The sequence below is a fragment of the Streptomyces sp. NPDC006314 genome (genome assembly GCF_040613075.1).
Taxonomy (GTDB): domain Bacteria; phylum Actinomycetota; class Actinomycetes; order Streptomycetales; family Streptomycetaceae; genus Streptomyces.
On sequence record NZ_JBEXRL010000001.1, the window covers coordinates 397,445 to 416,616 of the forward strand.

Here is a 19,172-nt window from a genome sequence, read left to right on the forward strand (position 1 = left end):
CGTCACTACGGGCCCGTGGCCCATGCCCGGCCGGTGGTTCCGGTCGTGGCGTAAGCGGTGTGCCGGCCAGTGACATTCGGCCGGGTCTGAGCGCTGTGTAAGAGGCACCTGTGACACGGGTGCTGTTGTGTTCCTTGTCTAGGGGTGGATCAGTGAGTCCTCGCAGGACCCGTGCGTACAAACCGCTCAGTCTGAAGAGTCGGGCGTGGCTGACGGCCGGAGCAGTCGTGCTGAGTGGTGCCGGCATCGCCACCTACGCGCTGGCGGACCCGCCGGCGCGGCCCGACGGCAAGGGGTCGAGCCGCAAGGCGTCGATGCACACCCTGAAGCTCGAGAACCGGGGCTCGGGCCGCAAGGGGCTGGGTCAGAAGGGCACCGACAGGTTCAGCGCGCTCCTGCTGACCTGGAACGACGCCGACGCCGAGGCCAAGGGCACGCCGCAGGTGCGCACCCGGGACCGGGAGACCGGCAAGTGGTCCGGATGGCAGGAGCTGCCGGAGGACCCCTACCAGGCCGACGGTGCGGAGGCCGAGCGCGCCGGGGACGTGCGCGGCGGCACGGCCTCGCTGTGGACCGGGGACTCCGACGGCGTCCAGGTGCGTCTGGTGAAGGCGGACGGCACCGAGGCGGGCGGCCAGCCGGCCGGCATGGACGTCAGGCTCCTGGACCCCGGCACCGATCCCGCGGGCACCCCGCAGCCGGCCGCCTACGCGGCGGAGACGACGACGCCGGCGCCCACCGACTCGACGTCGCCGTCCGACTCGACGTCGCCGTCCGACTCGACGTCACCGTCCGACGCGTCGTCATCGCCCGGCTCTACGGCGCCCGGTGACCCGGCCTCGTCGTCCGCGCCGGCCACCGGCTCCCCCTCACCGTCGGTGTCGGACTCGGCCTCCGCCTCCCCCACCCCGACCAGCACGGTCCCGTCCCCGCGCCCCTCCACGGTCGCCGTACCGCCGATCATCACGCAGGCCGAGTGGGGCGCCTCCACGGACTACGACGGCACGCCGAGCTACGGCACGGAGATCAAGGCGGCCGTCGTCCACCACACCGGCGTCGACAGCGACAACACGGTGTCCTGCGCCGACTCCGCGGCCCGGATGCGGACCATCCAGCAGGAGCACTTCTCCCGCGGTTACTTCGACATCGGCTACAACTTCGTGGTCGACCGCTGCGGGCAGATCTTCGAGGGCCGCAGCGGCGGGGCGGACCTGCCGGTGGTGGGCGCGCACGACATCGGGTTCAACACGAACACGGTCGGCATCTCCTACATCGGCAACTACATGACCGCGCAGCCCTCGCGGGCCGCCCTGGACTCGATCGCGCGGATCGTGGCCTGGAAGTTCGGGATGTACGGCGTCGACCCGACCGGCAAGGTCACGCTGACCTCCGGCAGCCCCAAGGGCCAGGACGGCAACCTGGTCGACAAGGACCAGCAGATCACGCTGCCGCGCGTCTTCGGCCACCGGGACACCAACGCCACCGCCTGCCCGGGCGACAACCTCTACAAGAAGCTGTCCCTGATCGCCACGCTGGCCGGGACGCCGGGCATCTCGCACGCCCTGCCCACCTCGGACCGCGACCGCGACGGTCTGCCCGACCTGGTGGCGGGCACCCCGAAGGCCAACTCGGTGACGGTCGTGCCGGGTGGCGTGGACGGGCCGGTCACCGCGAGGAAGGTCACGCTCACCCAGAACAGCGCGGGCGTGCCCGGCTCGTCCGAGTCCGGTGACGACTTCGGTACCTCGACCGCCTGGGGCGACGTCAACGGCGACGGATACGCCGACCTCGCGATCGGCTCTCCCGGCGAGGACGACACCAGTGGCCACGCCGACCGGGGCTCGGTCACGGTCATGTACGGCCCGGCCCTCGGCACCGGGTTCTCGTACAACACGTCGGGCAGCGTCACGGCGACCGGCGCCAAGCTCGGCTCCACCGTGGCGGTCGCCGACTTCAACGGCGACGGCAAGGCGGACGTGTTCGCGGCAGGCACCGGCAAGGGCGGCAACTGGAACGTACGGCTGACCGGCGGCACCACCACCTCCGGCACCCTGACCACGGCCACCGGCTCCCTCACTTACCTGGACGCCGCGACCGGCGACTTCAACCGGGACGGCTACGCCGATGCCGCCCTCAACTACCGCGACACGGGTGGCATCTCGCGTGTGGTCCGGTTCGCGGGTTCGGCGAACGGGCTGACCAAGGCGGGCGTCCTCAGCGTCAGGGGCGGCCGCTCCGTCGCCTCCGCCGACTTCAACGCCGACGGCTACGGCGACCTCGTCGTCGGCCAGCCGTACACCGCGGAGTCCGGCGCGTACAAGGGGGGTCAGGTGACCATGCTGCTCGGCACCTCCACCGGCTTCACCACGACCGGGATGAAGACCGTCCACCAGGACACCAGTGGGGTGCCGGGCAGCGCCGAGGACGGCGACGCCATGGGTGCCTCGGTCGCCGCGGGCGACTACAACGCCGACGGCTACCCCGACGTTTTGACCGGCCTGACCGGCGAGGACATCACCCGTGACGGCGTGAACCGCTCCAACGCCGGCTCGGCGCTGCTCATCAAGGGCAGCGCGTCGGGTCTCACCGGCTCCGGCGCGGTCGCGATCTCGCAGGACACCTCGGGCGTGCCCGGCTCCACCGAGAGCGGCGACCAGCTCGGCTCGTCGGTGTCACTGACCGACCTGTCCGGATACGGCCGGGCCGACCTCACGCTCGGCGTGGCCGGGGAGGACGGCGGCGACGGCATCCTGATGTACCTGCCGAGCAACAGCTCCGGGCTCGGGTACGCCCAGACGGTGGTGTTCAGCAGGTCGGCCCTCGGTACGCCCACGGGGGCGGCCCTGGGTGCGGCCCTGGCGCCGTAGCACCGTGACGCGTTCCGGCCGGGGCCCGTCCCGAGGAGGGTCCCGGCCGGGCGTTCAGCCCTCGGCGATCGCGTCCCGGCACAGCAGGCGCAGCGAGCCGTGGCCGCCGAAGCAGCGCCGGGCCTCGTCGATGGGGTCCCACAGCCGGCCGTCGGGGGTGCGCACCCAGTGCTCGCCGCCGGTCGCCCACCACTCGGCGCCGGTCCGGCGGACGATCACCTCGCCGGCGTAGGCGCCGAAGCCGCGCAGCACGCTCTCCACCGCCGGGTACGGCGGCCCCTCACGGCGTATCCCGTCGATCATCCGGTCCACCCGCCACAGACTCTGCGGCGAGTAGTCGAGCCGCACCCGCGCACCCTCGCGCATGGTCGCGACCACGTCCGCCGCCCACCGCACGGGCTTCGCCGCGGCGTTGGGCCTGGTCTCCTGCTGTGCTGTCACGTAGTGGGCTGTCACATAGGGAAGAGCGAGCCGGGAGAGACATCCGTCACCGGGATCCGAGACGTTTCGCCAACTGTCGCAGGACCGCCCCACGTCCACCGCACGACAGTCACAGGACCCGCTCGGCCACGAGGTTTGAAGCGCCGGACTCCCTCACGCTCTGGATTCCGCGGCGACCCGGGCCCGGCGGGAGACCACCGCGCGCAGCACCCGGCGGCCCTCGACCGAGACGTCCAGGGCCTGGCGCAGGCCGTGCGCGCCGTGGCCGGCGAGGAGTTCCAGGACGGTGATCTGGCGGCGCAGCTCGGCGGCGACGAGCGGGGGCAGACCCTCCGTGTCCCCCGCGCGCCCGGCGTCGAGGCGGTCGTCGCCCGCGGTGCCGTCCGCGGCGGGGTCGAGCAGCCGGTGGATGCGCAGGGAGGCGACCGAGCAGGCGTCGGCCCAGGGCCGCACCGCTTCGGCGGTACGCCCGGCCGGGGCCGCGTCCAGCATGCGGCGGGCGAGCCGGGCGGCCTCGTCCTCGGCGGGCGGCGCGGTGCCGAGCGCGTCGCGGGCCTTGTCCAGGCCGCCGCCCCAGTCGGAGCCGTCGGCGAGGCCGGCCCACAGGGGGCGCAGCAGTTCGTCGTCGCCGCCGAGCAGGGGCAGACACCGATCCAAACAAGCCAACCCGCTGGCGGCCAGTCCGCGCTCGTCGGCCTGTTCGATCAGTTCCACCAGGCTCATGAAAGCCTCCCTCGCCAGGGCGCCGCCCGGTACGGAGCCCGCACTTCCCCTTACTGCGTGCAACGGCCCGGGAGTGTCACAGCCAGAGGTTTTCAGCCAAGGGCGGGGATCGGCACCGGGCCGGCCAGAGCCTTTTCGTGCTGCATCCGGGTGATCTTCAGTACCACGAGGATGGCCAGCACGGCCGCCACGATGTCGAACGCGTCGGAGAACAGCATCTGGCGTGCCGCGTCACGCAGTGCGGCCGCCGTGTCGGCCCGCCGGTACATGGTGGCCGCGGCCCGGTCGGCGAACAGGGAGACGATCCACACGAACCACCAGGAGTTGACCAGGGCGTGGCCGGGGCGGTCGGCCCAGGCGGCGCTGGAGTCCCAGATGTCGAGGGTGATGCGGCGCGGGAACCACAGGTTCACCACCGGGACGAACCAGCCGCCGATCGTCCAGCCGCGTGCCTTGCTCTGTCCGCCCGGGTTGAACACCTCGGCGTTGACCCGCACCCGCCACAGCCAGCACAGGTACACGGCCATCGTGGCGAGCAGGGCGGTCACCTGGGCGACGCCGGCGCCCCGGTAGAGCGAGTCGGCGCGGTCGGCCCGGTCGAGGACGTCGGAGCCGGTGACCCCGTCGGCGAGGTCCCCGGCGACGTTCATCTCCACCACGTCGGCCCAGACGGCGAACAGGTCGGCGGCGATGACGAGCCCGAGCAGCGCGGCCGCGGCCCGGCCGAGCCCCACCGGCGAACGAGGAACGGCACCGGGCACCCCGGCGAAGGCGGGAGCGGGCATGGGCGAGGTCATGATGTGGTTCCCCCGGGACAGTGGCGACGGTGCGACGAGCGCGCGGCCCTCCCCGAGCCGGACACGCGAACACCGGACCATACGGTCCGCACCGTCGTACGTCCACTCGAATCCCGGCGCGGTCGCTCAGCCCAGCCGGTCCGCCAGCCGCCGGAACTCGGCCCAGGACAGCGCCGGCTTGCCCGGGTCCCAGAGCTTCTGCACGGTGGCCCGCAGCGGCATCCTTATCCCGGCGGCGACCTGACCCTCCGTCTGCGCGTCGGCGAAGTCGCACCACACCGCGAACGACCCGCCGAGGATCTGCCCGTCGTAGCGCGCCGGCACGGCGGTCGTGCCGCGCAGCACCCGCGGGTCCCACCGCTCGTAGATGCGCTGTCCCGTCGGATACACGAAGGTCTGCGGCTGCCCGAGCACGTAGTAGAGGAACTCGTCGTTGTAGTTGAGCACCTTGCGCCCCGCGCTCAGGTACTCCACGGGCTGCCGGGCGCCGATCTCCTTGCCGGTCCAGTAGGCGACCTGGAGGTCCTTGGCGGGCCGCACGGAGGTGCCCCGGAAGAAGCCGTCGTTCCACGCCCGGGCGGTCTTGTCGTGGGCACGGACGGTGTCGGCGCGGTCGTTGAGCCAGCCGGTGGCCAGGTCGGCGACGATGCCACCGGGACCGTAGGCCCGCCGCGCGGCGGCGGCCAGCTGCGGATACGACGCCTGCGGGTCCTTCACGGTCAGCGCCTGGTACTCGTCGCCGCCGAGGTGCCACCGGTCGCCGGTGAAGAGCCCCGCGTACTCGTTCAGCAGATCGTCGACGATTTTCGCGGAGGCGTCCTTGGAGATGTCGACGGCGCCCCTCGTGGCGACGCCGCTCGCGTTGCGCAGCTGGAGGTCGGGGTGGGCGGCGATGACGGCGCCCAGGTGCCCCGGCGAGTCGATCTCGGGGACGACGGTGATGTGCCGGCTGTCGGCCAGGTCCACGATCTTCTTGACCTGCGCCTTGGTCAGATGGTCCTTGGAGACGATCTCGGGGTGGGTGCGGGACTCGATCCGGAAGGCCTGGTCGTCGGAGAAGTGCAGCCCCAGCTCGTTGAACTTCAGGTCCCCGAGCTCGCGTATCCGGTCCTCGATCCAGGACTCGGTGAACGGTTTGCGCGCTATGTCCAGCATGAACCCGCGCACCGGCTTGGCGGGCTCGTCCCGCACCACCCCCTCCGGGGCCGGGCCGCCGCCGTGGACCTCCTGCTTCAGCGTGCGGGTGCCGTAGAAGACCCCCGCCTCGCCCGGCCCGCTGATGTCGACCCGCCCGCCGCGGACGGTCATCGTGTACGACTCCTGGTTCCCGCCCCCGCCGCCGAGCGCGAGCCGTACGTCACCGGCCCGCACGTCGTCCTTCTCGCCCGCGTAGGTCAGCCCCAGCTCCCCGGCTATCAGCCGTCCCTCGTCGGCCAGCTCGGCATCGCCGACCACCACCCGCTCGCCCCGCTGCGGCTTCCAGCCGGGGCCGCGTGCCGGGGTGTGGGAGCGCACCGCGGGTATCGTGCGCGGCGCCTGCGACAGCGGAGAGGACCGGCTCGGCGCCGGACTGGCCGACGGCGTGGCCGGTCCGGCGGGGACCCGGCCGGAGGACTGCCGCGTACCCCCTTCGTGGCTCCCGCCGCCTCCGTCCGCCGAGGCCCACACACCGACGCCCGCGCCGAGCGCGACGGTCCCGACGAACACGGCGGCCACCGCCGCCCGCTTGTGTATCACCTGCTGTGCCGGACCTCGGCGCCTGTGCTGGTTCACCCTGCCAACGTACGACCGTTCCCCCGTTCATCCGTCACCCGGGCGTTCCGAAACTCTCCCGTTCGAGTGAAATTCAGGAAACGTACGCACACACAGTGACCACCCTCGATAACCTGACGACACATCTTTCACAGCATCCCCTGCCGCACCACTTGTGACGCGAGGACCCACGCTGCCCGCCCACCGTCTCCCCTACCTCCCCACGCCCCTCGACGCCTTCAACGCCGCCGCCGACGACGAGGCCCGCGCCCTCCTGCTGCACTGCCTGCACAGCCCGTGCTGGTCCCACCGGGTCGCCGCCCACCGCCCCTACCCGGACCTGGGCGCCCTGCTGGCCGCGGCGGACGAGGCGGCGTACGACCTCTCCCCGGACGACCTGGCGGAGGCCCTGGCGGGCGAGTCCCTTCCCGAGCTACCCGAGGACACGTACTCGGCGGCCCACATGGCACTGAGCGCGGCGCACGCGGCCTACGAGGCGCGATTCGGACACGCGTTCGTCATCTACCTGGGCGACGTCCCCCCGGACGAGACGCCCGACCGCATCCTCGAAGCCATCCGGTCACGATTGACAAACGATCCGGAGGTGGAACGGGTGATAGCGGCAGAGGAGCTGCGGCGCCTGGCAAGGGGCAGGCTGAGTGCCTGCCTCAGGGGCGCGGGGAGCTGCGCGACCAGCACAAAAGCACCCATATCCGGCAAATGACGCAACCTTCCGGCCGCGCGGCCGCCCCCGGTAGCCCGTACGGTGCCAGTTTGATCACACAGGCAGGCCCCCCGTAAGGCACAGCGCAGCGCCTCGCTACGATGCTGGGGGCCGGTGGACCGTACCCGGCCGGGCCCGACCGACAGTGAAGCCGGCGCGGCCCTAATCCCCGCTCCCGGAGGGTTCTTCCGTGCCGGCTGGAACGCTGTACCGCGGCCGGGAAGGAATGTGGTCCTGGGTGGCTCACCGAGTCACCGGCGTCCTCATTTTCTTCTTCCTGTTCGTTCACGTGCTGGACACCGCTCTCGTGCGTGTCTCCCCCGAGGACTACGACAAGGTCGTAGCCACGTACAAGACGCCGATCGTCGCGCTGCTGGAGTACGGCCTCGTCGCCGCCATCCTCTTCCACGCGCTCAACGGTCTGCGCGTCATCGCCGTCGACTTCTGGTCGAAGGGCCCCCGCTACCAGAAGCAGATGTTCTGGGGCGTCATGGTCGCCTGGCTCGCCCTGATGGGCGGGGCATTCTGGCCCGTCCTCGGCCACGCCGCTCGTGTTCTGTTCGGGAGCTGACGCCCATGTCCACGACTGAAACCCCCGCGTCCGGAGTCGGCCCCGTCGAGGGCGCCCCCGTCTACTCCGTCGACAACCCGGCCCCGCTGATCGAGGCGCCCCGCAAGCGCACCAAGAAGTCCCCGAAGTCGACCCGGGGCAACTTCGAGCTCGCGGCCTGGCTGTTCATGCGCCTGTCCGGCATCGTGCTGGTCGTCCTCGTCCTCGGCCACCTGCTGATCCAGCTCGTGCTGGACGGCGGCGTCTCCAAGATCGGCTTCGCCTTCGTGGCCGGCCGCTGGGCGTCCCCGTTCTGGCAGGTCTGGGACCTGCTGATGCTGTGGCTGGCGATGCTGCACGGCGCCAACGGCCTGCGCACGATCATCAACGACTACGCCGAGCGGCCGAACAGCCGGCTGTGGCTCAAGGGCCTGCTCTACACGGCCACGGTGTTCACCATCCTGCTGGGCACGCTGGTGATCTTCACCTTCGACCCGAACATCCGCTAGGCACGGGGCTGCGAGAATCATGAAGATCCACAAGTACGACACCGTCATCGTCGGCGCCGGCGGCGCGGGCATGCGCGCCGCCATCGAGGCGACGAAGCGCAGCCGCACCGCGGTCCTGACCAAGCTCTACCCCACCCGCTCCCACACGGGCGCCGCGCAGGGCGGCATGGCCGCCGCGCTGGCCAACGTGGAGGAGGACAACTGGGAGTGGCACACCTTCGACACGGTCAAGGGCGGTGACTACCTGGTCGACCAGGACGCCGCCGAGATCCTGGCGAAGGAGGCCATCGACGCCGTCCTCGACCTGGAGAAGATGGGCCTGCCGTTCAACCGGACGCCGAACGGCACCATCGACCAGCGCCGCTTCGGCGGCCACAGCCGCAACCACGGCGAGGCCCCGGTCCGCCGGTCCTGCTACGCCGCGGACCGCACCGGCCACATGATCCTCCAGACGCTGTACCAGAACTGCGTCAAGGAGGGTGTGGAGTTCTTCAACGAGTTCTACGTCCTGGACCAGCTGATCACCGAGGTCGACGGCGTCAAGAAGTCGGCCGGTGTCATCGCCTACGAGCTGGCCACCGGCGAGATCCACGTCTTCCAGGCGAAGGCCGTGATCTACGCCTCCGGCGGTTGCGGCAAGTTCTTCAAGGTGACGTCGAACGCCCACACGCTGACCGGTGACGGCCAGGCCGCCGTCTACCGCCGGGGTCTGCCGCTGGAGGACATGGAGTTCTTCCAGTTCCACCCGACCGGCATCTGGCGCATGGGCATCCTGCTGACGGAGGGCGCCCGCGGTGAGGGCGGCATCCTCCGCAACAAGGACGGCGAGCGCTTCATGGAGAAGTACGCGCCGGTGATGAAGGACCTCGCGTCGCGAGACGTGGTGTCCCGCTCGATCTACACGGAGATCCGCGAGGGCCGCGGCTGCGGTCCCGAGGGCGACCACGTCTACCTGGACCTGACCCACCTGCCGCCGGAGCAGCTGGACGCGAAGCTGCCCGACATCACGGAGTTCGCGCGCACCTACCTCGGCATCGAGCCGTACACGGACCCGATCCCGATCCAGCCCACGGCCCACTACGCGATGGGCGGCATCCCGACGAACGTCGAGGGCGAGGTCCTGGCGGACAACACCACGGTCGTCCCGGGCCTGTACGCCGCCGGCGAGGTGGCCTGTGTCTCGGTCCACGGCGCCAACCGTCTCGGCACGAACTCGCTGCTGGACATCAACGTCTTCGGCCGCCGCGCGGGCATCGCCGCCGCCGAGTACGCCCACAAGGCGGACTACGTCGAGCTGCCGGAGGCCCCGGAGTCCTTCGTGGTCGAGCAGATCGAGCGGCTGCGCAACTCCACCGGCAACGAGCGGGTGGCGACCCTGCGCCGCGAGCTGCAGGAGACCATGGACGCCAACGTCATGGTGTTCCGCACCGAGCAGACGATCAAGACGGCCGTCGAGAAGATCGCCGAGCTGCGTGAGCGCTACAAGAACGTGGCGATCCAGGACAAGGGCAAGCGGTTCAACACGGACCTCCTCGAGGCGATCGAGCTGGGCAACCTGCTCGACCTGGCCGAGGTCATGGCCGTCTCGGCGCTGGCCCGCAAGGAGTCCCGCGGCGGTCACTACCGCGAGGACTACCCGAACCGCGACGACGTCAACTTCATGCGCCACACCATGGCGTACCGCGAGGTCGGCGCCGACGGCTCGGAAACCGTCCGTCTCGACTACAAGCCGGTCGTCCAGACCCGCTACCAGCCGATGGAGCGTAAGTACTGATGGCTACCCCTGTTCTGGACAAGGCGGACGCGGCCGGCCAGCCCGAGCCCGGCTTCGCCGACTCCCCCTACATCACGGTCACCTTCCGGGTCCGCCGGTTCAACCCGGAGGTCTCGGCGGAGGCGGTCTGGGAAGACTTCCAGCTGGAGATCGACCCGAAGGAGCGTGTCCTCGACGGCCTCCACAAGATCAAGTGGGACATCGACGGCACCCTCACCTTCCGCCGCTCGTGCGCGCACGGCATCTGCGGCTCGGACGCGATGCGGATCAACGGCAAGAACCGCCTCGCCTGCAAGACGCTGATCAAGGACATCAACCCCGACAAGCCGATCACGATCGAGCCCATAAAGGGCCTTACGGTCCTGAAGGACCTGGTCGTGGACATGGAGCCGTTCTTCCAGGCGTACCGGGACGTCATGCCGTTCCTGGTCACCAAGGACACGAACGAGCCGACCCGCGAGCGGCTGCAGTCCGCCGAGGACCGCGAGCGCTTCGACGACACGACGAAGTGCATCCTCTGCGCGGCCTGCACCTCCTCCTGCCCGGTGTTCTGGAACGACGGCCAGTACTTCGGTCCGGCCGCGATCGTGAACGCCCACCGCTTCATCTTCGACAGCCGTGACGAGGCGGGCGAGCAGCGCCTGGAGATCCTCAACGACCGCGACGGCGTGTGGCGCTGCCGCACGACCTTCAACTGCACGGACGCCTGCCCGCGCGGTATCGAGGTCACCAAGGCGATCCAGGAAGTCAAGCGCGCACTGATCACACGCCGCTACTGATCCCGGGCACGCCCCGACGCCGAGGGCCCCGCTCCGTACAGGAGCGGGGCCCTCGTGCGCGTGGCGGCTTCTTCACGGCCGGGCGGGCGGACCGTTGGCCGACGGCCTCGACGACCGGCACCCCCTGGGCGTCCGGGACGGCGCAAGCCCGCCGGACGGCCTCTCGGGCGCCCGCCCGGCCTGCTACGAGCGGTCGGGCGGGGGGCCGACCGGTAGCCCGGCCCGGGCTCCCGGCCCCTGCGCGCGCCGAGTGGGTCGGCGGCCGTCGCCGGCGACGCCAACGGCGACCGCCTCCCGACGCATGGACGGCCCGCTCCGACGGCTCGGTGCGCTTCTACGCCGGCGGCCGCGACGCCATGCCCGGCCCGGAGCCGGGATCATCGGCCCGGCCTCCTGGTGGAAGACACGCATCGCGGTCGGTGAGCCCACCCGTACCGCCGGTCTGGGGCCTGCCTCCCGGTCTCGTCCCGTGGGCGGGGCCCTCGGCGGGGTGCGCCACCTTTGGCAATCACGGGATACCGCGGGGAGGGGTCTTACTCTGACGGTATGTCAGATGACCAGTCGTACGAACTGCTCGGATTCGACAACGTGCTGCTTCCCGTCGGCGACCTCGCCGAGGCCGTCGGGTTCTACGAGCGGGCCGGGTTCACCGTGGGGTTCCGGTTCGACGAGGCCGGGATCGCGCTGCTGAAGGTCGGCGCGGAGACGCCCGGCATCCTGCTGCGCGCCGAGGAGGCGCTGGGGCACCGGCCGCCGCCCTGGCCTTCGCCGCGCCTCTGGCTGGAGGTGCCGGACGCCCGGGCGGCGGCGCGGGAGCTGGCCGCCGCGGGGGTCGAGCCCCTGGACGAGGTGTTCCAGGTGGCCACCGGCTGGACCGTGGAGATCGCCGATCCCTGGGGGAACATCCTCGGCTTCACGGACTACTCCAAGCGCCCGGCGCTGGGCCGCAGGGCCTGACCACCTTGACTTGAACACGTTCAAAAACGGGGCTACAGTCATCCCTGTCAGCGTTTTGAACGCGTTCAAGAAGGGGTGGGGCATGGACCGCACCGTCATCGCCTACGTCATCTACCTGGCCGTCAGCATCGCGCTGACCATCTGGGTGGCCCGTACACTCAGCTGCAACGGCCGGATCTTCCTCGCCGACGTCCTGCACGGCAACGAGAAGCTCGCGGACGCCGTCAACCACCTCCTGGTGGTCGGCTTCTACCTGGTCAACCTCGGCTTCGTGGCGCTGTACCTGGGCGGCGACGAGACGATCGAGGACACCCGCGGCATCTTCGAGGCCCTGTCGACCAAGCTCGGCGTGGTCCTGCTGGTGCTCGGCGTGATGCACCTGGGCAACGTGTACGTGCTCAACAAGATCCGCCGGCGCGGGGTCATGGAGCGGGAGCAGCTGCCCCCGGTCACCCCGCAGGAGTGGCTCGCCCCGACGGCCGGCGCGTGACCACCGTGGCGACCGCGACCACCACGGAGGGCCGGGACGCCACCAGCGCCCCGGTCCGCGGGCTGACGGTCCTGTACGACGCCGAGTGCGCCCTCTGCGCCCACCTGCGCGGCTGGCTGGCGCGGCAGTCGCAGCTGGTGCCGCTGGAGCTGGTACCGGCGGGCTCGGCCGCGGCGCGCGGCCGTTTCCCGGCTCTCGACCACGCCGCCACCCTCGACGAGGTCACCGTCGTCGGCGACTCCGGGCAGGTCTACCGGGGAGCCCACGCCTGGATCGTCGTCCTGTGGGCCCTGCGCGAACACCGCCCGCTCGCCCACCGGCTCGCCACCCCGGCCGGCGCCGGACTGGCCCGGGGTGCCGTGCTGGCGGCGGCGAAATGGCGGGACGCGCAGTGGCAGGGGCGGCGGCGGCAGGACGGGCGGTGGGGAGGGCGGTCGTACCGGCGCGCGGACGGCTGGGTGTACCACCCGGACACCGGCTGGACCTACCAGCCGCCGTCCTGCTCCGACGGCGCCTGCGCCACTCGTTAGGCTCTCCTACCGTGCCCGCGAAGAACGACGGCCCCGAGGCGGCCGGCCCCCAGAGCAGCAAGTCCGAACAGACCCGCGCGCTGATCCTGGAGACCGCGATGCGGTTGTTCCAGGAGCGCGGGTACGACAAGACGACCATGCGGGCCATCGCCAAGGAGGCCGGGGTCTCCGTCGGCAACGCCTACTACTACTTCGAGGGCAAGGAGCACCTGATCCAGGGCTTCTACGACCGGATCGCCGCCGAGCACCAGGCGGCGGTCCGGGAGGTCCTGGGCCGGGAGACCGATCTGGAGGCGCGGCTCGCGGGCGTGCTGACCGCGTGGCTGGACATCGCCAGGCCGTACCACGAGTTCGCGGTGCAGTTCTTCAAGAACGCCGCCGACCCCGACAGCCCGCTCAGCCCCTTCTCCCCGGAGAGCGAGCACGCCCGCGAACAGGCCATCAGCGTGCACCGGGAGGTCCTGGCCGGTTCCAAGTCCAAGGTGGCGCCCGAACTCCGCGAGGTCCTTCCGGAGTTGATGTGGCTCTCCCAGATGGGCCTGGTCCTGTACTGGGTCTTCGACCGGACGGAAGGCCGGGAGCGCAGTTACCGGCTGGCGCGGCGCGGGGCCCGGCTGACCGCACGCGGGGTGTCCCTGGCCCGGTTCCGGGTCCTGCGCCCCCTGGTCCTGGAGATCCACGAGCTGTTCACGGACTTCCTGCCGGGGATGACGAAGGCACTGCCGGATCCGGGGCGCGATCGGGGCGAGTGATCGCTTCCGGGTGAAGGCCCGGGAACGCACCCGGCTTCCGGGCTGCCTACGGTGATGCTCCCGGCACCGGCCCGGCGGGAGGCGCCTGATGTCCGCAGCAGCCGCCGAGCGGCCTCATGGTGACCGTCCGCTGATCGTGGAGGCGAACCAACTCATGGAGCGCAACCCGGGCTGCCGCGTCGAGATCATCGGAGGCCGGCTCCCCGCGTCCCCGCCCCCCGACGGCCCCACGGCGTGGCGCTGACCGATCTGATGCTGCCCGGGAGCGATCAGGTCACGCGCTCATGGCGGCCAGTTCGACCACCGTCACGTCCGACGGCGCCCCCACGCGCGTGGGCGGCCCCCAGGCGCCCGCGCCCCGGCTGACGTACAGCTGGGTGTCACCGTAGCGGTCGAGACCGGCGACGGTCGGGTTGGCGGCGGCCGCGAGGAGGTTGCCGGGCCAGAGCTGGCCGCCGTGGGTGTGACCGGAGAGCTGGAGGTCGACGCCGTGCCGGACGGCCTCGTAAATCTGCACCGGCTGGTGGGCGAGGAGCACGCACGCGCGTGCCGGGTCCCGGTCGGCGAGGGCCCTGTCGAAGTCCGGGCCCTGCCCCTCGCTCTCGCCCTGGAGGTCGTTCACTCCGGCCAGGTCGAAGTACGGCAGCTCCGTGCGGGCGTTCTCCAACGGGTGCAGGCCGAGGGTGCGCACCTGGGCCACCCACTGCTCGGCACCGGAGAAGTACTCGTGGTTGCCGGTGACGAAGTAGGCGCCGTGCCGCGCGTCGAGCCGTGCGAGGGGTGCGGCGGCCGGGCCCAGGTCCTTGACGCTGCCGTCCACCAGGTCGCCGACGACCGCGATCAGATCCGGCCGGGTCGCGTTGACGGTGTCGACGACCCGTTGCGCGAAGTCCCGGCCGAGGACCGGGCCGAGATGGATGTCGCTGACGACCGCGATCCGGAAACCGTGCGCGGCTCGCGGGAGTTTGGCCAACGGCACGGTGACGCGCTTCACACGCGGTCCGCGCAGGACGCCGTAGGTGCCGTAGCCGGCGGCCGCGACGGCGGCGGAGACGGCGGCCCCGGCGACGACCCGGGAGACGAAGAGACGGCGGGTGGGGGCGGAGTCCCGGGCCGGGGCGGCGGGGGCGGCGGGCCGGGGTTCGGGGGCCGCGGTGGACGTACCGGGGGGTTCCGCCCCCAGGGCCCCCGGCCTCTGCCCACCCACCAGCCGTCTGGGCCGGTCGAGAGGTGATCCCGGGTTCCGGCTCGGCCGGCTGCGCCGGTCCAGTGCGCGGCGCAGCAGCGGTCGTACCGCCTCCCCCGCCACCACCGCCAGCAGCAGGTACAGGGCGAGGGCCATCCACAGGAAGCCGGGCCAGGCCAGGGCGCGCTGGAGCCAGAAGGGTGCGCCGGAGCGTTCCGCGACCAGGGCGGCGACCATCAGGACCGGGCCGGCGACGAACACCGCCGTGCCGGCGCGCCGGGCCGGGCCCGGACCGCGTGTGGTGTCGCGGACCAGGCGCCGCCACACGTACCGGTGCAGAGCCGCCGCGACGGCCAGGACGGCCAGGGCGACGAGCGCGAAGACGATGACCACCCGACCGGTCCCCGCTATGACGTCCGGCGCAGTGCGCGCAGTCCGCGCAACCCGATGACCCCGATGACCGTCCCCAATACGAAGGAAACGACCGCCAGCAGCAGGTGCACCCAGAAGTACGCGGTCGGGTGGCCGTCGTCGAAGGCGAGCCCGCTGCTGTCCTTGACCAGGTTCTTGACGAAAGTGACCCAGATGACCCAGCTCCACACCCCGAAGGCGAGCAGGAACCAGGAGACCGGGCGGCTGAGCTTCATCCCTCCAGTATCGCCGTCCCGTGTCCGGTTCCGGGTCGGGGGTGGGGTGGGAGGCGGGACTTCGCGGTGCGCTCCAGGTACGTTTTCGATCGTGTCTGCACCCAAGACGACCGGCAGGCGATCATTGCTGGTCACCTCCGCCACACTGTTGTCCCTGTCCATCACCGCGCCCGCCGCTCTCGCCGCCCCGACCCCCTCCACCGGTCCGACGGCCACGCCCCCGGCCCAGATGTCCGCCGTGGGCGGTGTCCGGCTCGCCCGGCCCGGCACCCAGGTCAACCTCGCCCCCGGCGTGCCCGTGCTGCCCAAGGACCTCACCGCCCGTTCGTGGATCGTCTCCGACGCCGAGTCCGGCGAGGTGCTCGCCGCGCACAACGCCCACTGGCGGCTGCCCCCGGCGAGCACCTTGAAGATGCTGTTCGCGGACACCGTGCTGCCCCGGTTCCCCAAGGACACCCGGCACAAGGTGGTGCCGTCGGACCTCGCGGGCATGGGTATCGGCTCCAGCGTGGTCGGGATAAAGGAGGGGCACACCTACACCGTCCACGACCTGTGGCTCGGGGTCTTCCTGCGGTCGGGTAACGACGCCGTGCACGTGCTGTCCGCCATGAACGGCGGTGTCGAGCAGACCGTCGAGGACATGCAGGCCCATGCCGACGAGTTGCAGGCCCTGGACACCCACGTGGCCTCCCCGGACGGCTACGACGAGCCGGGGCAGTTGTCGTCGGCGTACGACCTGACGCTGTTCGCCCGTTCCGGGCTGCAGAAGAAGGACTTCCGTGACTACTGCTCGACGGTGCGGGCGACATTCGGGTCCGCCGAGATCCGGAACACCAACCGGCTGCTGAGCGGCGACGCCGACGTGCCCGTGTACCAGGGCATCGCGGGGGTGAAGAACGGCAACACCACCCATGCGGGCGCCACCTTCACCGGGGTGGCCGAGCGCAACGGCAAGGTACTGCTCGTGACGGTGATGAACCCGGAGAAGCACGAGCACAACGAGGTCTACAAGGAGACCGCGAAGCTCTTCGACTGGGGCTTCCAGGCGGCCGGCAAGGTCAGCCCGGTGGGCGAGCTGGTGCCGCCGAAGAGCGCCGCCGCGAACCCCACGCAGCCGGGCCCCAGCGCCTCCGCCGGGCAGACGTCCTCGGGGATCGGCGGGTCCCGCTCCGGGCCGGTGGCGAGCGCCACCACCGAGTCCGGTTCCGGTGTCGGTACCGCCCTCGCCATCGCGGGCGGACTGCTGGTGCTGCTCTCGGGCGGGGTGTTGCTGATCAACCGCCGGTGGCCGCTGCCGGATCTGATGCGCCGTCGGACGCGTCCCTGAGCTCGACCTCCTTGCTCTGCGTCGCCGTCCAGGAGGCGCAGAACAGCACGATCTTCGCGGTGAAGTTGATCCACAGCAGCAGCGCCACGGGGACGCCGAAAGCGCCGTACATGCTCTTCGCGGCGACCCCCTGGATATAGCTGCTGAGCAGCAGCTTCAGCAGTTCGAAGCCGACCGCGCCGAGCATCGCGGCCACCATCAGGCGGCGGCGCGGCGGCTCGACCCCGGGCAGCAGGGTCAGGACGTAGAGGAGAACGAGGAAGTCGGCGAGCACGGCGACGGCGAACGCGGCGATCCACAGCAGCATGCTGCCCCAGCTGTGCTCCTGCAGACCGATCTGCCGGGCCAGCCAGCCGACCGCCGCCGAGGCGAGCGTGGACGCGGCGAGCGTGACCAGCAGCGCGCCGCCGAGGCCGAAAAGGATGCCGGCGTCCTTGACCTTGGCGAGGAGGGGGTTCTCCTCGTGGTCGGGCAGTTCCCACACCGCGCGCAGGCAGTCCCGCACCTGGCCGACCCAGCCGATGCCCGTGAACAGCAGCACGGCACCCGCGATGATGCCGATCGTGCCGGCGTTGTCCACCAGGGAGCTGATGGTCAACTGCTGGGAGAGGCCCGGGAACTGGTCGGCGATCCTGTGCTCGACGGCCTTCTGGCGGGACGGGCTCAGCGTGGCCGCGGTGATCGCGGCGGCCACGGTCAGCAGCGGGAACAGCGCGACGAAGCTGACGAACGTCATGGCGGCGGCCAGGCGGGTCCACTTCACCCGGTCCAGCCGCTCGTAGCACCGCCACGCGTGCGTGACCATCAGCCGGGTGACGATCGGCCCGATGCCGGGCAGCCTCTTCAGCCAGTCCATGATCCGTCCTTGCCCTCGCGGTCCCTCTCCACACCGCTGAAATGACGTCATTATCAGGGGACATCCCATTAATCACCCGTTTCCAGGAGGTAACAGGATGTTTGGCAACTGATCACCCGTATATGGGCGATACGGTCACCGGCATGTCTGGAGACCCGGTTCCCGTCACCGGCTGGGGCCGCACCGCCCCCACCGCCGCCCGCCTGATCCGCCCGCGCAGCTATGAGGAGACCGCGGCGGCCGTCCGCGACTGCGGGGCACGCGGCGCCGTCCCCCGAGGTCTCGGCCGGGCGTACGGGGACGCCGCGCAGAACGCCGGCGGCGCCGTCCTCGACATGACGGGCCTCGACCGCATCCACGTGGTCGACGCGAGCGAGGGCATCGTGCTGTGCGACGCGGGTGTCTCCCTGCGCCGGCTGATGGACGTACTGCTCCCGCTCGGCTGGTTCGTGCCGGTCGCCCCCGGCACCCGCCAGGTGACCGTCGGCGGGGCGATCGGCGCCGACATCCACGGCCGGAACCACCACGTCTCCGGCTCCTTCTCCCGCCATGTGCTGTCCCTGGAACTGCTCACCGCCGACGGCGAGGTCCGCACGGTCAGCCCCGGCACCCCGCTGTTCGAGGCGACCACCGGTGGCATGGGCCTGACCGGCATCATCCTGACGGTCACGTTCCGGCTGCTCCCGGTGGAGACGGCGTACCTGACGGTCGACACCGAACGCGCCGCCGACCTCGACGACCTGATGGCCCGCCTGACCGCCGACGACCACCGCTACCGCTACTCGGTCGCCCGGATCGACCTGCTGGCCCGGGGCGCGGCGACCGGCCGTGCCGTCATCACCCGCGGCGACCACACCCCCCTCGACGCCCTGGGCGAGGCCGCGCGCGCGTGGCGGCACCCGCTGTCCTTCCGCCCGCGCCGGCTCCCGTCCGTCCCCGCCCTCGTCCCGGACGGCCTGCTCGGCCGGACCACCGCCGGACTCGTCAACGAACTCCGGTACCGCAAGGCGCCGCGCGCGCGTACCGGCGAGATCCAGCGCCTGTCCGCCTTCTTCCACCCCCTCGACGGCATGCCCCACTGGAACCGCCTCCACGGCCGCGGCGGCTTCGTGCAGTACCAGTTCGCCGTCGGCCACGGCCAGGAGGAGACGCTGCACCGCATCGTGCGGCGCATCGCCGAGCGCCGGTGCCCGTCCTTCCCGGCCGTCCTCAAGCGGTTCGGGGACGCCGACCCCGGCTGGCTCTCCTTCCCCGTGCCCGGCTGGACCCTCGCCCTGGACATCCCGGCGGCGCTGCCCGGGCTCGCCGCGTTCCTCGACGGACTCGACGAGGAGGTCGCCGCGGCCGGCGGGCGGGTCTGCCTCGCCGAGGACTCCCGGCTGCGCCCCGACCTGCTCGCCGCCATGTATCCGCGCGTGACCGACTTCCGGGCCCTGCGCGCCCGGCTCGACCCGCGCGGGGTCTTCGTCTCGGACCTCGCCCGCCGTCTCCATCTCTAGATCCCTAGGAGC

19 protein-coding genes and 1 pseudogene are annotated in these 19,172 nt (G+C 71.5%); 13 read left to right on the plus strand and 7 right to left on the minus strand.

What is annotated here, in order from left to right:
* Positions 1–227 precede the first annotated feature (227 nt).
* Entirely contained in the window at positions 228–2,867 is a 2,640-nt protein-coding gene (locus ABZ079_RS01790) for an FG-GAP-like repeat-containing protein (protein WP_356937383.1), read from the plus strand.
* Between the two features lie 54 nt (positions 2,868–2,921).
* Here the strand turns inward: ABZ079_RS01790 and ABZ079_RS01795 are convergent, their stop codons facing one another.
* The 4 genes from ABZ079_RS01795 to ABZ079_RS01810 form a co-directional block, all read right to left on the minus strand.
* Entirely contained in the window at positions 2,922–3,308 is a 387-nt protein-coding gene (locus ABZ079_RS01795; RefSeq protein WP_356937384.1) for a hypothetical protein, read from the minus strand.
* A gap of 153 nt (positions 3,309–3,461) precedes the next feature.
* Positions 3,462–4,031, minus strand: a complete 570-nt coding sequence (locus ABZ079_RS01800) for a hypothetical protein (RefSeq protein WP_356937385.1) — start codon at positions 4,029–4,031, stop codon at positions 3,462–3,464.
* A 92-nt stretch (positions 4,032–4,123) separates the two neighbouring features.
* Positions 4,124–4,828 (minus strand): DUF4328 domain-containing protein, encoded by a 705-nt coding sequence (locus ABZ079_RS01805; RefSeq protein WP_356937386.1) that lies wholly within the window; start codon positions 4,826–4,828, stop codon positions 4,124–4,126.
* Positions 4,829–4,954: 126 nt separating this feature from the next.
* On the minus strand, positions 4,955–6,565 hold the full coding sequence (locus ABZ079_RS01810) for a glycoside hydrolase family 20 protein (protein WP_356937650.1): 1,611 nt from the start codon (positions 6,563–6,565) through the stop codon (positions 4,955–4,957).
* Between the two features lie 190 nt (positions 6,566–6,755).
* Here ABZ079_RS01810 and ABZ079_RS01815 point away from each other — a divergent pair, with 190 nt between their 5' ends.
* The 10 genes and pseudogenes from ABZ079_RS01815 to ABZ079_RS01860 all read left to right on the plus strand — a co-directional run.
* Positions 6,756–7,304, plus strand: coding sequence for a 2-oxo-4-hydroxy-4-carboxy-5-ureidoimidazoline decarboxylase (locus tag ABZ079_RS01815; RefSeq protein ID WP_356937387.1), 549 nt, complete (start codon positions 6,756–6,758; stop codon positions 7,302–7,304).
* Between the two features lie 190 nt (positions 7,305–7,494).
* Positions 7,495–7,875, plus strand: coding sequence for a succinate dehydrogenase, cytochrome b556 subunit (gene sdhC, locus ABZ079_RS01820; RefSeq protein ID WP_356937388.1), 381 nt, complete (start codon positions 7,495–7,497; stop codon positions 7,873–7,875).
* A gap of 5 nt (positions 7,876–7,880) precedes the next feature.
* A complete protein-coding gene (locus ABZ079_RS01825) occupies positions 7,881–8,363 on the plus strand; it encodes a succinate dehydrogenase hydrophobic membrane anchor subunit (RefSeq protein ID WP_356937389.1) in 483 nt (160 codons plus the stop codon).
* Positions 8,364–8,382: 19 nt separating this feature from the next.
* The gene (gene sdhA, locus ABZ079_RS01830) at positions 8,383–10,137 is read left to right on the plus strand and encodes a succinate dehydrogenase flavoprotein subunit (RefSeq protein WP_356937390.1); all 1,755 of its coding nucleotides are present in this window, start codon (positions 8,383–8,385) and stop codon (positions 10,135–10,137) included.
* Positions 10,137–10,916 (plus strand): succinate dehydrogenase iron-sulfur subunit, encoded by a 780-nt coding sequence (locus ABZ079_RS01835; protein WP_356937391.1) that lies wholly within the window; start codon positions 10,137–10,139, stop codon positions 10,914–10,916. The genes sdhA and ABZ079_RS01835 overlap by 1 nt, the downstream gene beginning before the upstream one ends.
* 546 nt (positions 10,917–11,462) lie before the next feature.
* A complete protein-coding gene (locus ABZ079_RS01840; protein ID WP_356937392.1) occupies positions 11,463–11,873 on the plus strand; it encodes a VOC family protein in 411 nt (136 codons plus the stop codon).
* Positions 11,874–11,955: 82 nt separating this feature from the next.
* Positions 11,956–12,363: a hypothetical protein gene (locus ABZ079_RS01845; protein WP_356937393.1), complete on the plus strand. Its 408-nt coding sequence runs from the start codon at positions 11,956–11,958 to the stop codon at positions 12,361–12,363.
* Positions 12,360–12,893 carry a DCC1-like thiol-disulfide oxidoreductase family protein gene (locus tag ABZ079_RS01850; protein ID WP_356937394.1) on the plus strand — a complete coding sequence of 178 codons (534 nt, stop codon included), beginning with the start codon at positions 12,360–12,362 and terminating at the stop codon, positions 12,891–12,893. Before ABZ079_RS01845 ends, ABZ079_RS01850 begins: the two co-directional genes overlap by 4 nt.
* Positions 12,894–12,904: 11 nt before the next feature.
* Positions 12,905–13,645: a TetR family transcriptional regulator gene (locus tag ABZ079_RS01855; RefSeq protein ID WP_356937395.1), complete on the plus strand. Its 741-nt coding sequence runs from the start codon at positions 12,905–12,907 to the stop codon at positions 13,643–13,645.
* A gap of 88 nt (positions 13,646–13,733) precedes the next feature.
* Positions 13,734–13,906 (plus strand): annotated as a pseudogene (locus tag ABZ079_RS01860) (Uma2 family endonuclease); the annotation flags it as partial.
* A gap of 13 nt (positions 13,907–13,919) precedes the next feature.
* On the opposite strand, the gene ABZ079_RS01865 reads toward ABZ079_RS01860, so the two are convergent.
* Together ABZ079_RS01865 and ABZ079_RS01870 are read right to left on the minus strand one after the other, a co-directional pair.
* A complete protein-coding gene (locus ABZ079_RS01865) occupies positions 13,920–15,224 on the minus strand; it encodes a metallophosphoesterase (protein WP_356937396.1) in 1,305 nt (434 codons plus the stop codon).
* 14 nt (positions 15,225–15,238) lie between these two features.
* Positions 15,239–15,478, minus strand: a complete 240-nt coding sequence (locus ABZ079_RS01870; protein WP_356818531.1) for a hypothetical protein — start codon at positions 15,476–15,478, stop codon at positions 15,239–15,241.
* Between the two features lie 91 nt (positions 15,479–15,569).
* Between ABZ079_RS01870 and ABZ079_RS01875 the strand changes: the two genes are divergently transcribed.
* Positions 15,570–16,805 carry a D-alanyl-D-alanine carboxypeptidase gene (locus ABZ079_RS01875; RefSeq protein ID WP_356937397.1) on the plus strand — a complete coding sequence of 412 codons (1,236 nt, stop codon included), beginning with the start codon at positions 15,570–15,572 and terminating at the stop codon, positions 16,803–16,805.
* Here the strand turns inward: ABZ079_RS01875 and ABZ079_RS01880 are convergent.
* Positions 16,753–17,661: a YihY/virulence factor BrkB family protein gene (locus ABZ079_RS01880; RefSeq protein WP_356937398.1), complete on the minus strand. Its 909-nt coding sequence runs from the start codon at positions 17,659–17,661 to the stop codon at positions 16,753–16,755. The two genes, ABZ079_RS01875 and ABZ079_RS01880, sit on opposite strands and share 53 nt — an antisense overlap.
* Positions 17,662–17,804: 143 nt before the next feature.
* Between ABZ079_RS01880 and ABZ079_RS01885 the strand changes: the two genes are divergently transcribed.
* Positions 17,805–19,160, plus strand: coding sequence for an FAD-binding oxidoreductase (locus tag ABZ079_RS01885; protein WP_356937399.1), 1,356 nt, complete (start codon positions 17,805–17,807; stop codon positions 19,158–19,160).
* The last annotated feature ends 12 nt before the right edge of the window (positions 19,161–19,172 follow it).

What these genes read in the sequence shown, in the direction of transcription:
- ABZ079_RS01825 (WP_356937389.1), top strand. Translation starts at nt 7,881, where the DNA reads ATGTCCACGACTGAAACCCCCGCGTCCGGAGTCGGCCCCGTCGAGGGC.
- ABZ079_RS01800 (WP_356937385.1), bottom strand. Translation starts at nt 4,031, where the DNA reads ATGAGCCTGGTGGAACTGATCGAACAGGCCGACGAGCGCGGACTGGCC.
- ABZ079_RS01835 (WP_356937391.1), top strand. Translation starts at nt 10,137, where the DNA reads ATGGCTACCCCTGTTCTGGACAAGGCGGACGCGGCCGGCCAGCCCGAG.
- ABZ079_RS01885 (WP_356937399.1), top strand. Translation starts at nt 17,805, where the DNA reads ATGTCTGGAGACCCGGTTCCCGTCACCGGCTGGGGCCGCACCGCCCCC.
- ABZ079_RS01845 (WP_356937393.1), top strand. Translation starts at nt 11,956, where the DNA reads ATGGACCGCACCGTCATCGCCTACGTCATCTACCTGGCCGTCAGCATC.
- ABZ079_RS01805 (WP_356937386.1), bottom strand. Translation starts at nt 4,828, where the DNA reads ATGACCTCGCCCATGCCCGCTCCCGCCTTCGCCGGGGTGCCCGGTGCC.
- ABZ079_RS01840 (WP_356937392.1), top strand. Translation starts at nt 11,463, where the DNA reads ATGTCAGATGACCAGTCGTACGAACTGCTCGGATTCGACAACGTGCTG.
- ABZ079_RS01880 (WP_356937398.1), bottom strand. Translation starts at nt 17,661, where the DNA reads ATGGACTGGCTGAAGAGGCTGCCCGGCATCGGGCCGATCGTCACCCGG.
- ABZ079_RS01870 (WP_356818531.1), bottom strand. Translation starts at nt 15,478, where the DNA reads ATGAAGCTCAGCCGCCCGGTCTCCTGGTTCCTGCTCGCCTTCGGGGTG.
- sdhA (WP_356937390.1), top strand. Translation starts at nt 8,383, where the DNA reads ATGAAGATCCACAAGTACGACACCGTCATCGTCGGCGCCGGCGGCGCG.